The sequence below is a fragment of the Achromobacter pestifer genome (genome assembly GCF_902859625.1).
Taxonomy (GTDB): domain Bacteria; phylum Pseudomonadota; class Gammaproteobacteria; order Burkholderiales; family Burkholderiaceae_B; genus Achromobacter; species Achromobacter pestifer.
On record NZ_CADIJX010000002.1, the window covers coordinates 496147 to 511342 of the forward strand.

Consider the following 15196-nt stretch of genomic DNA (forward strand, 5'->3'; position numbering starts at 1 on the left):
TGTTGATGCTGTAGGTATTGATGACTGATCCCGTTTGGGTGCCCCTGCTGCTTTCGTTGAAAGTGGCAGGTTGGGCAACGCTGTTGGCCACCGTGGCCGGAACCGCCGCGGCGTTCGGCTTGTCGCGCTGGCGCTGGCCAGGGCGCGACCTGCTGGACGCCATCCTGACACTGCCGTTGGTGTTGCCTCCCACCGTGTTGGGCTACTACCTGTTGGTGCTGTTGGGTCGCCGTGGCGTCATCGGCGAGACCCTTGCGGAGTGGGGCATCGAATTGGTCTTCACGTGGCAGGGCGCTGTGATCGCGGCGTCCGTCGTGGCGTTTCCTTTGGTGTTCAAGTCGGCGCGGGCCGCCTTTGAAAATGTGGACCCCCAACTGGAGAACGCGGCGCGCGTGCTGGGTGTGCGCGAAGCGGGCGTGTTCTTCCGCGTGACCTTGCCTCTGGCTGCTCGCGGGATCGCGGCGGGCGTGCTGTTGGCGTTTGCGCGCGCCTTGGGCGAATTCGGCGCCACGCTGATGATCGCCGGCAACCTGCCGGGCCGCACCCAAACCCTGTCGGTCGCCATCTACGAAGCAGTGCAGGCGGGGGATGACCGCACCGCCAACATGCTGGTGTTGGTCACGTCCGTGACATGCGTGGTGGTGCTGTTGTTGGCGGGCAAGCTCGTGCCGATAGGCGCTGGCCAGCGCAACGGAGGCGGACGATGAGCGTCGGCATCCAGATCAAAAAGAAGATGGTGTCGGGCGATCGCCACTTTGAACTTGACGTGGCGTTCACCTCGTCGTCCAAGCGTATTGCCTTGTTCGGCCCGTCCGGCGCGGGCAAGAGCTTGACCCTGCGCGCGGTGGCGGGCCTGTTGCGGCCGGATGCCGGTCGCATCGACATCAATGGCCATGTGCTGTTCGATAGCCAGGCGGGCGTCTGCATGCCGACGCAATCGCGGCGCGTGGCTTATTTATTCCAGGACTATGCGCTGTTTCCCCATCTGACGGTGGCGCAGAACATTGCGTTCGGCCTGCGTCGCGGCTGGCTCAACCCGCCCCGGCGCGAGGTTGGTCCGCAGGCGAAGCGCTGGGTGGATGCGTTTGAATTGGGCGCTATCGTGGGCAGCTACCCGCACGAGATATCGGGCGGGCAGAAACAGCGCGTGGCGCTGGCGCGGGCGCTGATGCTGCAACCCGACATCCTGCTGCTGGACGAGCCCTTTTCGGCCCTGGATTCGCAACTGCGCGGCAGGATGCGCCAGGAACTGAATGCCTTGCAGCGGCAATTGGACGTGCCGATGCTGCTGATCACGCACGATCCTGCCGACGTCGACGCCCTGGCCGACGAAGTTTTTGAAGTGCGCGACGGCAAGGTCGGCCGTCGCCAAGACGATCTGGGCGTCTGACGCCCGCCGCGTTCAGTCCAGCACGCCCAGGATCACGCTGGAAGCCTTGAAAATCGCCACGGCCGGCGCACCGGCGCCCAGCCCCAGGTCGGTGGCGCTTTCGTTGGTGACGATGGCCACCATCGTGGTGCCGCCTTCCATGCCGATCAGGATTTCGCTGTTGACGGCGCCCGGACGCACGGCGGTGATCTTGCCCTGCAATTGATTGCGGGCCGACACGCGCAAGCCGGGGCCCGGCGCACCCACGATGACGGACGATGCCTTGACCAGGGCAATGGCTTCCTTGCCGGCTTCCAGGCCCAATTCGGCCGTGCTTTCGCGGGTGATCGTGGCGGTGATGGTTTGGCCGCCGGCGATGCGCAGCAGGATTTCGTCGTTGACGGCTCCGGTGCGGATTTCGACGACGGTGCCCAGGAATTTATTACGTGCGCTGGTCTTCAACATAAAACGCCTCATCAGGTCGATGTCGCCGCTGGCATCCAGGCCCGCGCGCGTCAGGTTTTCCATGAACTTCCGGTGCTCGTTTTCCAAGGCCCGGAACGTGGCAATCAGGCGGCGGGCGCGGTCGGTCAGCTGTGTGCCGCCGCCGCCTTTGCCTCCGGCCGCTCGCACGACCAGGGGTTCGCCCGCCAGGTTGTTCATCGCGTCGATGGCGTCCCAGGCTCCCTTGTAGCTCATGCCCACGGCACGGGCGGCCGCGGTGATCGAGCCAGTGGCGTCAATCTGCGCCAGTAGGTCAATTCGGTTCTTTCCGCCCCAGGTCTGGGCGCCGGAACGAAACCAGATGGAGCCATCGAGTTCCAACATGCTTTTATAGGTCTGTATCAGGGTGAGGAATCAGCCAGAGTGTAATGGACGCGCGCCCATCGATTCCTTGCGTTTTCGCAGGATGCGAATGAGATTCTGTTGAAACTTTATGGGGTTCGCGGCACTATGTTCAGGCCCTGAGCTCTCGGAGAGATCGACATGAAAGCGTTTACAGCGTTGAAATGGGTGACGGCGGGTTCCATGACGGCATTGCTGGCGGCCTGCGCGTCCGGCCCCACGGTAAAAGGCGATTACGATCACCAAGCCGATTTTGCGCAGTACCGGACGTTTGGCTACATGAACCCATTGGGCACGGACAAGGCGGGCTACAGCAGCCTGCTGACCGAACGGCTCAAGGACGCGACGCGCGGCCAGATGGAAATGCGCGGCTACGCCTACAGTGCGACCAACCCCGATTTGCTCGTTAATTTCAGCGCGAAGCTCCAGCAAAAAACCCAGGTCACGCCGGCGCCGCCGCCCATGGGGCCGTACTATGGCTACCGGACGGGGTTCTACGGCGGCTGGCCCGGCTACGGCTGGGGCGACGACGTCTATCAATACACCGAAGGCACGCTGAACATCGACCTGGTCGATACACGCCGCAAGCAATTGGTGTGGGAGGGCGTCGCCGTGGGTGAAGTCCGAAACCCAGAAGCTGCCGGTTCGCCGCAAAACGTCGACAAGGCGGTCGCCGAGATCTTCGCCAAGTATCCGTTCCGGGCGGGCGTTGCCGCACCGCAATTGCCGGACAAAAGCAAACCCTAGCCAGAGGTAGCCGAATGACCACTCGCCGCAAGGCCCCGTCCAAAGACACCGGCGATACGCCGCCTTACGAAACCGTCGCACTGGTACTGCAAGGCGGCGGTGCGCTGGGGTCCTATCAGGCAGGGGTCTACCAAGGCTTGCACGAGGCGGGCATTCGGCCCAACTGGATATCGGGCATTTCCATCGGTTCAATCAATGCCGCCATCATCGCGGGCTCCCGCGAGGATGAGCGCATTGACCGGCTGCGTGGATTCTGGGAGAGCATTTGCCGTCCTTCCGGGTTTGCCTCGGTGCCCTGGGGCGACAGCTTGGCAAGCATGTTTGACGGCATACCCTTCGGGTTCGGCTCGGCGGCCTTGAACGGCCAGGTGTCGGCGTTTCAGGCGCTGTTCTCCGGGCAGCCCGGATTTTTCAAGCCTCGCATTCCGCCGCCCTATTTGGTGCATGGGCGCGGGGCCGCGTCCACCAGCTTCTATGACACCACGCCCCTGGCAGCCACCCTGCGCGAGTTCGTGGATTTCGACCTACTCAACAGCGGCGCGGTGCGGGCCAGCTTTGGCGTGGTCAACGTGCGCACGGGCAACTTCGCCTATTTCGATAGCTTGAAGGACACCTTGACCCCGGAGCACATCATGGCGTCCGGTGCCTTGCCCCCCGGTTTCCCATCCGTGGAAATCGACGGCGAACACTATTGGGACGGGGGCGTCGTGTCGAACACCCCGTTGGCGCAGGTGTTGACCACCGATAACATGCGCGACACGCTGGCCTTCCAGGTGGACTTGTGGCCCGCGCGGGGCGGTTTGCCCACCTCGCTTGAAGAAGTGGCTGAACGCCAGAAGGACATCCAGTATTCCAGCCGGACCCGTCTGGTCACTGACCAGTTGCGGCGGGTGCTGAAGCTGCGTCATGGTTTGCAGCGGCTCCTGGAACGGCTGCCCGAGGATGAACGCAAGGCGCCCGATCTGGCCGAAATCCGCAAGTTGTCGCATACCCCCGCGACCAATATCATCAACCTCATCTACGAATCCAAGCACCTGGAACGCTTCTCCAAGGACTACGAGTTTGGCACCGAGGCCATGCGCGAGCACTGGGAGTCCGGTTTGTCCGATATCCGTCAGACCCTGGCCAAACCCGGGATTCTGGCTCGGCCTACCGAGGACAGTTGCTTTGTCACGCACGATATTCATCGCAACGGAAAACACAGTTAGCACGAGGGAGCAGGACTAGTCTGAAAGTTGCTGCAATGTGACCCAAGGCATCGGACTCCCCGGTAGCCTTTCGGGACAATCAGCAACTTTGTTCCGGATCAGGCTGCCGCCATCCCTGGCGCGGCCGCCCCGGTGGAGACCCGTCATGAACGCTCCCGACTCTTTCGTCCGCCAGAACCCGGCGCTGGAACCTGTACGCCATCTGCCATTGCCCGACTTGGGCAACGCGCCCGTTTCCTCGACGTCCGACCACATCGACGGCTGGTGGAACCTGCTTTATCTGGGATGGACCTTGGTGACGCCCAGCGGCGTCCGCGTCGACCTGACCGCAACGGAGCGCGCCTGCTTCCTTTGCATGCTGCAAAATCCGGGCCGGGAGCTGCTGCGCGATGACTTGCTGGTATTGCGCAGCCGCACCAACATGCGCAGCCTGAATCTTGCCATTTGCCGGCTGCGCCATAAGGTTCTACAGACCGGCACCCGCCTGCCGCTGCATACCGTGCATGGCGCGGGCTATGTGTTCCTGGGCAATCTCAGGGAGATTCCCCACCGCTGAACCTGTTACGTAATTGTCACCCTCGCGCATCAAGCCACGGCCTGAAAATACGTAATTTCCCCAATAACTGAGTTACATTATCGGGCTATTCACGTGTCATCAACGACGCATGGCTTATTCTGATCGCGCATGGCCGTCGCGATTGAACATTGCGCTGGCTTGACGCGGTTAATTGAAGCGGTTAACTACGCTACGCGGGGGTTTCAATGCGGTTTTCGCCTAAACGTGTTTCAGGTCTGGCTTTTTCCGGTGGCGTCCTCGCGCTGATATTGGCGGGGTGCGGTGAAAAACCCCAGATGAACCCCGGCATGCCTCAGGTCAGCGTCATTACCGTGCAACCTGAGCGTGCCCCCATCGTTTCCGAATTGCCCGGCCGCGTGGACGCGGTGCGCGACGCGCAGATCCGTTCGCGCGTGACCGGCATCGTCCAGAAGATCACCTTCGAGCAGGGCGGTGACGTCAAGGAAAATCAACTGCTGTTCAAGATCGATCCGGCGCCTTACAAGGCTGCCTACGATCAGGCGACGGCGCAGTTGAAGCAGGCACAAGCCAATCTGTTCAGCGCCAAGCTGCTGGCGGATCGCTATGCGCCCCTGGTCAAGGCAAACGCCGTCAGCAAGCAGGAATACGACAACGCCGTGGCCTCGTTCCGCCAGGCGGATGCTGCCGTGGCTGCCGCCAAGGCGGCCCAAGACAATGCGGCCATCAACCTGGGCTACACCGACGTTACGTCGCCCATCACCGGCCGCATCGGCAAGCCTCTGGTCACGGAAGGCGCGTTGGTTGAATCCACGTCGGCCACGCAAATGGCCACGGTGCAGCAGCTGGATCCCGTATACGTGGACTTCACCCAGTCCACCGCGGAATTGGCCACGCTGCGTCGTGCATTCGCCAGCGGTCAGTTGCAGCAGGTAGGCAAGGACACCGCCCGCGCCACCGTGGTGCTGGAAGACGGCTCTGAATACTCGCACCCCGGCAAGCTGCTGTTCACCGGCATCACCGTGGATCCGTCCACGGGCCAGGTGAACCTGCGCGCCGAAGTGCCCAACCCCGACGGCGTCCTGCTGCCCGGCATGTACGTGCGCGTGCGGCTGGAACAGGGCGTGAACGACCAGGCGCTGGTGGTACCGCAGCAGGCGCTGCAACGTACCGCCGACGGGTCGCAAAGCCTGATGCTGGTCAAGGACAACAAGATTGAACAGTTGCCCGTCACGACCGGCGGCGCCATCAAGAACAACTGGTTGATCACCAGCGGCTTGAAGGCCGGTGACGTCGTCGTGGTGGAAGGCTTCCAGAAGGTCCGCCCCGGCGCACCCGTGCAGGTCAGCCAATGGAGCAAGAACGGCGCTCCAGCGCCAGGCGGCCAGCCAGCGGCGGCGCAACCCGGCGCCAAGCCGGCTGCGCCTGCCGAATCGCCCAAGCCTGCCGCGCCTGCCCAGCAGGACAAGGCAGCAGGCCAGAAATCGTAAGCGGCACGCGGCGCAACAAGCGCCGCGTTCCCCTTTGGTGAGCATCGCTTTCAGAGTCAGCCCACATGCCGCAATTTTTTATTGATCGACCAATTTTCGCCTGGGTAGTCGCCCTGTTCATTCTGCTGGCAGGGGTGTTGGCCATCCCGAACATGCCAGTGGCGCAGTACCCTGACGTGGCGCCGCCGGCGATCACGATCACCGCGACCTACCCTGGCGCGTCCGCCAAGGAAGTGGCGGAATCCGTCACCAGCATCATCGAAGACAAGCTCAACGGCGCCAAGGGCCTGATCTACTACGAGTCGGTCAGCGATTCCTACGGCACCTCGACGATCACTTCCACCTTCGCACCGGGCACCAACCCCGACCTGGCGCAGGTGGACGTGCAGAACCGCGTATCGAACGTGATCGCGCAGTTGCCGGCCGCCGTGCAACAGCAAGGCCTGCAATACGAGCAGACCAGCACCGGCTTCCTGATGATCGTGACGCTGTCGTCCACCGACGGTACGCTGGATCAGACCGCGCTGGCCGACTACATCACACGCAACGTGCAGAACCCGGTATCGCGGGTGGCCGGCGTGGGGCAGTTCCAGTTGTTCGCGGCGCCGCGCGCCATGCGCGTCTGGGTCGATCCCGCCAAGCTGGTGGGCTTCAACCTGAGCATGTCCGAGGTCAACCAGGCGATCTCCGGGCAGAACGTACTAATCTCGGGCGGCAGCATCGGCGCACCGCCCAACCCGGATTCGCAGCGCATCACCGCCACGGTCACGGCCAACGGCCAACTGAGCACCGTCGACGGCTTCGGCAAGATCGTCCTGCGCGCCAATACCGACGGTTCCAAGGTGCTGCTGCGCGACGTCGCCCGCATTGAAGTGGGCGCCGACAACTACCAGTTCGGGGCCCGCCTGAACGGCAAGCCCACGGCGGCATTCGCCATCGTGCTGTCGCCGAACGCCAACGCCCTGGCCACGGCCCAGGGCGTGCGCCAGCAGATGGAAGAACTGTCCAAGTACTTTCCGGGCAACATTCAATACTCCATCCCCTACGACACCGCACCCTACGTGAAGGTGTCGATCGAGCAGGTGCTGCACACCCTGGCCGAAGCCATGGTGCTGGTGTTCCTGGTGATGTACCTGTTCCTGCAGAACGTGCGCTACACGCTGATCCCGGCACTGGTCGTGCCGGTGGCCATGCTGGGATCGTTCGCGGTGATGCTGGCGCTGGGGTTCTCCATCAACGTGCTGACCATGTTCGCGATGGTGCTGGCCATCGGGATTCTGGTGGATGACGCCATCGTGGTGGTCGAGAACGTCGAACGGATCATGGCGACAGAAGGCTTGCCGCCCAAGGAAGCCACCAAGAAAGCCATGCCGCAGATCAGCGGGGCCATCATCGGCATCACGCTGGTGCTGGTGACGGTGTTCCTGCCGCTGGCCTTCATGAGCGGATCGGTGGGCGTGATCTACCGCCAGTTCTCGGTGGCCATGGCCGTGTCGATCTTCTTCTCGGCATTGCTGGCGCTGACTTTCACGCCGGCGCTGTGCGCGACGATCTTGAAGCCGGTGCCCAAGGGGCATCACAACGAAAAGAAGGGCTTCTTCGGCTGGTTCAACCGCAAGTTCGACGCCACCACCCACGGTTACCAGAACTGGGTGTCCCGTGTCCTGCACAAGGGCGGCCGCATGATGCTGGCGTTCCTGGTCCTGGTCGTGCTGCTGGGCTGGTTGTATCTGCGCCTGCCGTCGTCGTTCCTGCCCGAGGAAGACCAGGGTTACGTGATCAGCAACATCGAGCTGCCCACCGGCGCCAGCGCCAACCGCACGATTGAAGTGATCGAGCAGGTCGAGGAGTACTTCCGCGGTATTCCGGCGGTCGAGAACGTCATTACCGTGCAAGGCTACAGTTTCAACGGCAACGGCTTGAACGCCGCCATCGCGTTCACCACGCTGAAGGACTTCAAGGACCGCAAGGCCCACGACGATTCCGCGGGCGCGATCGCGTTCAATGCGTTCCAGAAGCAGCTGATGGGTGTGCACGACGCGATGGTGTTCACGCTGGTGCCACCGGCGATCTCGTCCCTGGGCAATGCCACCGGCTTCGACCTGCGCTTGCAGGATCGCGGGTCGGGCGGCACGGAAGCCCTGGCGGCGGCGACTGGCCAGCTGATGGGCATGGCGATGAAGAGCCCGGTGTTGTCGCAGGTCCGGATCACGGGTCTTGCGGCGGGCGCGCAGCTGACGCTGAACATCGACCGCGACAAGGCGGCCGCCTTGGGCGTGGACTTCAACGAGGCGGCCTCGCTCGTCTCGACGGCTGTCGGCTCCGCCTACCTGAGCAAGTTCCCCAACATGGGCCGGATGCAGAACATCTGGGTGCAGGCGGATGCGCCGTATCGCATGCAGTTGTCCGACATCCTCAAGCTGAATGCGCGCAACGCGCAGGGCGGAATGGTGCCGCTGTCGACCTTCGTGTCGGCGGAATGGGTCCAGGGGCCGGTGCAGGTGGTGCGCTACAACAGCTACGAGTCCATGCGTATCGGCGGCACGGCCGCGCCGGGCTACACCACGGGCCAGGCCATGGAAGAAATGCAGAGCCTGGTGGCGCAGTTGCCGCAAGGCTTCGGCTACGAATGGACCGGCTTGTCCTACCAAGAGCGCCAGGCCGGCAACCAGGCCCCGATCCTGATGGGCCTGTCGCTGCTGATCGTGTTCCTGGTGTTGGCCGCGCTGTATGAAAGCTGGGCCATCCCGATCTCGGTCATGCTGGTGGTGCCGCTGGGCATGCTGGGTGCGGTGGCGCTGGTCAGCGCCCTGGGCATGTCGAACGACGTGTACTTCCAGGTGGGGATGGTGACGGTGATCGGGCTGGCGGCCAAAAACGCCATTCTGATCGTGGAGTTCGCAAAGGATCAGTACGCGCGGGGCATGGGCCTCTACGAGTCCGCGGTGGAAGCCGCGCGCTTGCGGTTCCGGCCGATTCTGATGACGTCGCTGGCGTTCATCCTGGGCGTGGTGCCGTTGGCGATGGCCACCGGCGCCGGCGCGGCCAGCCAGCGCGCGGTGGGTCTGGGCGTGCTGGGCGGCATGTTGGCCGCCACGCCGTTCGCCGTGATCTTCGTGCCGACGTTCTTCGTGGTGGTGCTGGGCCTGTTCAAGACCCGTCCCCGCCTGCTGGGCGCCGAGTTGCGTGCCTGGGAAGAAGAGCAGGCCGCCAAGAAGGCCGCCGGCGAAACGGCGCCGGACGCACCCGCTGCCCCCGACGCGACGCACACTCCCGCACAACCCAACGGTGGCCCGGAGGGCAAGGTATGAAAGCCCTGATGTTCAAACAGACCGCCCTGTCCGCCTTTGTGGCGGTGGCGTTGGCCGGCTGCTCGCTGGCTCCCGACTACAAGCGGCCCGATGCGCCGGTGACGGGCACCTGGCCCGATCAGCCCAAGGTGCAATACGGCGGCTACGCCAATCCGTCGACGCTGGGCACGCAGCCTTCGACGGCGGTGATGCCGCAAGAAGGCACGCCCGCCGCCGACCTGGGCTGGCGCGAGTTTTTCCGCGATCCTCGTCTGCAAAGCCTGATCTCGCTGTCGCTCGTCAACAACCGCGACCTGCGGGTGGCCGTGCAGCGTGTCGAAGAAGCACGCGCCCAGTACGGCGTGCAACGCGGCGCGCAGTGGCCCAGCATTGGCGCCGGCATCCAGGGCCAGCGCCAGCACTTGCCCCCCAACATGCGGGCGGGTGGTCCGGATTCCTCGTCGATCAGCAGTTCGTACCAGGCGGGTATCGGCCTGACGACCTTCGAGATTGATCTGTTCGGCCGCTTGCGCAACCTGTCCGAGGCGGCGTATCAGCAATACCTGTCGACCGAACAGGCGCAGAAGACCGTGCAGATCACGCTGGTCGGTTCCGTGGCGCAGTCGTATTTCAATCTGCGTGCCGCCGAAGTCCAGCTCGACCTGACGCAGCGCACATTGGCATCGCGCCAGGAATCCTACAACCTGGTCAAGCGCCGCTTTGATGGCGGCGTGGCTTCCGAACTGGATTTGAACCAATCCAAGTCGCTGCTGGATACGGCATCGTCCGACCTGGCGCAATTGGCCCGTGCTCGGGCGCAGGCGCTGAATGCGCTGGTGCTGCTGGTGGGGACGCCCTTGCCGGAAGACCTGCCCGCAGCGGCAACGTTCGGCCGCGACCAACTGCTGGCGACGGTACCGTCCGGCCTGCCGTCCGACTTGCTGGAACGCCGCCCCGACATTCTTGCGGCGGAAAACCAGCTAAAGGCAGCCAACGCCAACATCGGCGCGGCGCGTGCAGCGTTCTTCCCGACCATTTCGCTGACCGGCCTGTTGGGCGTGGCCAGCCCGTCGCTGGGTGACCTGTTCAAGGGTGGCCAGGGTTACTGGAGCTTTTCGCCGTCCATCACGACGCCGTTGTTCGCGGGCGGAAGCATCCGGGAAGGTCTGAACCTGGCCCGTGCACGCGACAATATCGCCGTGGCGCAGTATGAACAGTCCATTCAGCAGGCCTTCCGGGAAGTGTCGGATGCGCTGGCTGGTGAAGCCACGTACGGTGCCCAGCTTGACGCGCAGCGTGCATTGCAGGATTCGTCCGCGCGCACGCTGGAACTGTCGAACCTGCGCTATACGAATGGCATCGACAGCTACCTGCAAGTGCAGACTGCACAGGTGGACTTCTTCAATGCCCAGCTTTCGCTGGTGCAAACCGGTTTGGCCGCGCTGATCAACCGCGTGGAGCTCTACAAGGCGTTGGGCGGCGGCTGGGAAGAAACCACGAAAGAACCGACCAAAGTTACGACGACTGCTCAATGATAGAACTTGGTGTAAATATCGATCACGTTGCCACGTTGCGGCAACAACGCCATACGGTGTATCCGGATCCGGTGGCCGCCGCGCTGCGCGCGGAGGACGCCGGCGCCGATCTGATTACGCTGCATCTGCGTGAAGACCGGCGTCACATCCAGGACGCGGACGTCTACGCCATTCGTCCGCTGCTGCGCACCCGCATGAACCTGGAGTGCGCGGTGACGGACGAAATGCTGGAGATCGCTTGCGCGGTCAAACCCCAAGACGTCTGCCTGGTGCCTGAAAAGCGCACTGAACTGACTACCGAGGGTGGGCTGGAAGTGGCGGGCGCGATGGGGCCGGTGTCCGATGCCGTGAGCTTGCTGGTTGAAGCCGGCATCCGCGTGTCGCTCTTCATTGATCCGGACCCGGTGCAAATCGCCGCGGCGGCCAAGGCCGGCGCGACGGTGATCGAATTGCATACGGGCGCGTATGCTGAAGCCGAGGGTGACGCTGCCCAGGCTGAACTGCAACGGATCCGGCTGGCCGTGACCGAAGGCTTGCGCCATGGCTTGCGTGTGAACGCCGGGCATGGGCTGCATGTGGGCAACGTTTCGCCGGTGGCCGCGATCGACGGCATTTCCGAACTGAACATTGGCCACGCCATCGTGGCGCAGGCGGTGTTCGACGGCTGGGAAAAGGCCGTGCGCGATATGAAGGCGTTGATGGTGCAGGCTCGCCTGCAAGCGCTGCGCGGCTTGTGACCACCGCAGGCCGGATGATAGAAACCCGCACCGCGCGTTCCGCGACGATGCCCTGGGGGCAAACCCATGTCTGATACGCCCAAAACCCCGGCGCCGGCCGGCGCCATTGCCGGCATTGGCATGGACCTGCTGCGTATCGATCGCATCGAACGCGCGTTGGAACGCCACGGCGACCGCTTTGCGGAAAAGATCCTGGGCGTGGAAGAATTGCAGAAATTCCACGCGCGCCGTGCCCGGGATCCGGTGCGCGGGGTGCGCTTCCTGGCTACGCGCTTTGCCGCCAAAGAAGCATTTTCCAAGGCAATCGGCCTGGGCATGCGGATGCCCATGACGTGGCGCCGGGTGCAGACCTTGAATGCGCCTGGCGGCCGCCCGGTGCTGGTGATCGCGCCCGACTTGCTGGAATGGTATGCCCAGCGCTTCGGTGCGGCGCATGTTTCCATTACCGACGAATCCGACATGGCCGCCGCTTACGTGGTGGTCGAACGCAAGCCCTGATCCCCAAGCCCGGCGCTGATTGCCGGGCCAGCGGTATCAACTTGCCTGACATAGACACAAGGACAGCCCCATGGCCAAGAAAAAATCCAAGGCGGTCCTGCCCCCCGGCCCCGTGATGGTCGATGTGGCGGGATTCACGCTGACGAAGGAAGAGAAGAGTCGCCTTCGCCATCCGTTGGTGGGTGGCGTGATTCTCTTCGCCCGCAATTTTGAAAGCCGCAAGCAGCTGACCAAGCTGACGCGCCAGATCCACAAGGCCCGCAAAGAGCCGCTGTTGATCCTGGTGGACCACGAGGGCGGCCGCGTGCAGCGTTTCCGCGAGGACGGTTTCACCGCCTTGCCCGCGATGCATGACCTGGGTTCCTTGTGGGAACGCGATCCGCTACAGGCCATGCGCCTGGCAACCGAGGCCGGCTATGTGCTGGCCGCCGAGCTGCGTGCCTGCGGCGTGGACATGAGCTTCACGCCCGTGCTGGACCTGGATTACGGCGTCAGCAAGGTGATCGGCAACCGTGCTTTCCACGCTGACCCGCGCGTGGTCACGATGTTGTCGCGCGCGCTTATCCAAGGTTTGGCCCTGGCGGGCATGTCGGCCTGCGGCAAGCACTTTCCGGGCCATGGCTTCGTGGGCGCTGATTCGCACCACGAGATTCCCGTGGATCCCCGCGGCCTGGACGAGATCCTGAAGGACGACGCCGCGCCCTACGCCTGGCTGGGCGACGCCGTGCTGCCGTCCGTCATGCCGGCCCACGTGATCTATCCCAAGGTCGACAAGCATCCGGCGGGTTTCTCCAAGCGCTGGGTGCAGGGCATACTCCGCAAACGCCTGGGCTATGACGGCGTGGTGTTCTCCGACGACCTGACGATGGAAGGCGCGTCGGTCGCTGGCGATATCCTGGACCGTGCCAACGCTGCGTTGCGCGCCGGCTGCGACATGGTGCTGGTATGCAATCGGCCGGATCTGGCCGATGAATTGCTGTCGCGCCTGAAGTTCGACCATGCGCCCGAATCGGTTGAACGCATTCGCCGCCTGATGCCGCGTTTTGATGCCCCTGACTGGGATACCTTGCAGGCCGAAAGCCGTTACCAGAATGCCCGACGACTTCAATCTCAAATCGTTCCTGACTGATCTGCCGCATCTGCCGGGTGTCTACCGGCACCTGGATGCGGCAGGTGAAGTCATGTATGTCGGCAAGGCGCGCGACCTGAAGAAGCGCGTCTCGTCGTATTTCCAGAAGAATCTGGCCAGCCCCCGCATCGCCCAGATGGTGTCGAAGGTGGCCCGGCTTGAGGTGACGGTGACGCGCTCGGAAGCCGAAGCGCTGATCCTGGAAAACAACCTCATAAAGAGCCTGAAGCCGCGCTACAACATCCTGTTCCGCGACGACAAGTCCTATCCCTACCTGCTGATCACGGGCCATGACTGGCCGCGCATTGCGTATTACCGCGGCGCGACGAACAAGCGCGGGCAGTACTTCGGGCCATTTCCCAATGCCTGGGCCGTGCGTGAAACCATCCAGATCCTGCAAAAGGTCTTCCGCCTGCGAACCTGTGAAGACACGGTCTTCGCCAACCGCTCGCGGCCCTGTCTGCTGCATCAGATCGGGCGCTGTTCGGCGCCGTGCGTGGGTGCCATCGAAGCGCAGGAATATGAACGCGACGTGCAGCGCGCGGTGCGGTTCCTGAATGGTGAAGCCCGGGATGTGATGGGCGAGATCGAGACCCGCATGCAGCAGGCGGCCGGTGAGTTGCGCTTTGAGGAAGCCGCGGTGTTGCGGGACCAGATGGGTTCGCTGGCGCGCGTGCTGCACCAGCAGACCATGGAGAACACCAGCGGCGAAGACACCGACATCATCGCCGTGGCGGTGGCGGGCGGTAAGGTATGCGTGAACCTGGCGATGGTGCGTGGCGGCCGCCATTTGGGTGACAAGCCCTTCTTTCCGTCGCATGCCGAGGGCGAGGCCGCGCCCCAGGTGCTGGAAGCCTTCCTGGCGCAGCACTACACCGACAACGCCATGCCGCCCGTGCTGGTCTGTTCGCACGCCTTGCCCGATCCGGATCTGATCGATCTGCTGGTCGAGCAAGCAGGCGGCCGGCCGTCCAGGATGCTGACGCGCCCGCAAGGCGCACGCCGATCGTGGCTGGAACAGGCGGGAAAGAATGCCGAGATGGCGCTGGCGCGGGCCTTGACGGAATCTGGCGCGCGCGCGGGCCGCACCCTGGCGCTGGCCGAAGCGCTGGATCTGGATACCGACGAAGCCGCGCTGGACGCGCTGCGCATCGAGTGTTTCGACATCAGCCATACGGCCGGCGAAGCCACCCAGGCGTCTTGCGTGGTGTTTGAACACCATGACATGCAGCCTTCGCTGTATCGCCGTTACAACATTGCCGGAATCACCCCGGGCGATGACTACGCCGCCATGCGCCAAGTGCTGACGCGCCGGTTTGCCAAAGTGGCCGACGGCGACGCGCAAATGCCTGGCCTGGTGCTGATCGATGGCGGCAAGGGCCAAGTGGAAGTCGCCCGCCAGGTTTTCGTGGAATTGGGCCTGGATATCCAGACGCTGGTGGGCGTGGCCAAAGGGGAAGGGCGGAAAGTGGGCCTGGAAACCCTGGTGTTCGCCGATGACCGGCCCCCCGTGGCCCTGGGAGGCGAGTCCGCCGCACTGATGCTGATCGCCCAGGTGCGCGACGAGGCGCACCGGTTTGCCATTACCGGCATGCGGGCGCGGCGCGCGAAAACGCGCAATGTGTCACGGCTGGAAGAAATCGAAGGCGTCGGCGCCCGGCGGCGCCAGCGCCTGTTGGCCCGGTTTGGGGGATTTTCGGGCGTGGCCTCGGCCAGCATCGAAGACCTGGCGTCGGTGGACGGCATTTCCCAGGATCTGGCCGAACGCATCTATGAGGCCTTGCGTGGATAACCGCCGCGTCCCAGCGGCCG

Annotated in this window: 13 protein-coding genes; 12 read left to right on the forward strand and 1 reads right to left on the reverse strand. The window is 63.9% G+C overall.

Annotated elements, in window-relative coordinates; genetic code table 11:
- Positions 1-20: 20 nt before the first annotated feature.
- Positions 21-707 (forward strand): molybdate ABC transporter permease subunit, encoded by a 687-nt coding sequence (gene modB, locus HV753_RS09060; RefSeq protein ID WP_175174119.1) that lies wholly within the window; start codon positions 21-23, stop codon positions 705-707.
- Positions 704-1390 (forward strand): ATP-binding cassette domain-containing protein, encoded by a 687-nt coding sequence (locus tag HV753_RS09065; RefSeq protein ID WP_175174120.1) that lies wholly within the window; start codon positions 704-706, stop codon positions 1388-1390. Before modB ends, HV753_RS09065 begins: the two co-directional genes overlap by 4 nt.
- A 12-nt stretch (positions 1391-1402) precedes the next feature.
- Here the strand turns inward: HV753_RS09065 and HV753_RS09070 are convergent, their stop codons facing one another.
- The gene (locus HV753_RS09070) at positions 1403-2197 is read right to left on the reverse strand and encodes a TOBE domain-containing protein (RefSeq protein WP_175174121.1); all 795 of its coding nucleotides are present in this window, start codon (positions 2195-2197) and stop codon (positions 1403-1405) included.
- Between the two features lie 159 nt (positions 2198-2356).
- Here HV753_RS09070 and HV753_RS09075 point away from each other — a divergent pair, with 159 nt between their 5' ends.
- From HV753_RS09075 to uvrC, 10 genes are all read left to right on the forward strand, one after another.
- Positions 2357-2962 (forward strand): DUF4136 domain-containing protein, encoded by a 606-nt coding sequence (locus tag HV753_RS09075; protein WP_175174122.1) that lies wholly within the window; start codon positions 2357-2359, stop codon positions 2960-2962.
- A gap of 14 nt (positions 2963-2976) precedes the next feature.
- Entirely contained in the window at positions 2977-4170 is a 1194-nt protein-coding gene (locus HV753_RS09080) for a DUF3734 domain-containing protein (RefSeq protein WP_175174123.1), read from the forward strand.
- A gap of 145 nt (positions 4171-4315) precedes the next feature.
- A complete protein-coding gene (locus HV753_RS09085) occupies positions 4316-4726 on the forward strand; it encodes a helix-turn-helix domain-containing protein (RefSeq protein WP_175174124.1) in 411 nt (136 codons plus the stop codon).
- Between the two features lie 206 nt (positions 4727-4932).
- Positions 4933-6195, forward strand: a complete 1263-nt coding sequence (locus HV753_RS09090; protein ID WP_175174125.1) for an efflux RND transporter periplasmic adaptor subunit — start codon at positions 4933-4935, stop codon at positions 6193-6195.
- A 65-nt stretch (positions 6196-6260) separates the two neighbouring features.
- On the forward strand, positions 6261-9506 hold the full coding sequence (locus tag HV753_RS09095) for an efflux RND transporter permease subunit (protein WP_175174126.1): 3246 nt from the start codon (positions 6261-6263) through the stop codon (positions 9504-9506).
- Complete coding sequence (locus tag HV753_RS09100; protein WP_175174127.1) at positions 9503-11020, forward strand: efflux transporter outer membrane subunit; 1518 nt, start codon at positions 9503-9505, stop codon at positions 11018-11020. Before HV753_RS09095 ends, HV753_RS09100 begins: the two co-directional genes overlap by 4 nt.
- The gene (locus HV753_RS09105; RefSeq protein ID WP_175174128.1) at positions 11017-11757 is read left to right on the forward strand and encodes a pyridoxine 5'-phosphate synthase; all 741 of its coding nucleotides are present in this window, start codon (positions 11017-11019) and stop codon (positions 11755-11757) included. The genes HV753_RS09100 and HV753_RS09105 overlap by 4 nt, the downstream gene beginning before the upstream one ends.
- Before the next feature lie 66 nt (positions 11758-11823).
- Positions 11824-12255, forward strand: a complete 432-nt coding sequence (acpS, locus tag HV753_RS09110) for a holo-ACP synthase (protein WP_175174129.1) — start codon at positions 11824-11826, stop codon at positions 12253-12255.
- A 70-nt stretch (positions 12256-12325) separates the two neighbouring features.
- The gene (gene nagZ, locus HV753_RS09115; protein ID WP_175174130.1) at positions 12326-13384 is read left to right on the forward strand and encodes a beta-N-acetylhexosaminidase; all 1059 of its coding nucleotides are present in this window, start codon (positions 12326-12328) and stop codon (positions 13382-13384) included.
- Complete coding sequence (uvrC, locus tag HV753_RS09120) at positions 13347-15176, forward strand: excinuclease ABC subunit UvrC (RefSeq protein ID WP_175174131.1); 1830 nt, start codon at positions 13347-13349, stop codon at positions 15174-15176. The genes nagZ and uvrC overlap by 38 nt, the downstream gene beginning before the upstream one ends.
- Positions 15177-15196: the final 20 nt, after the last annotated feature.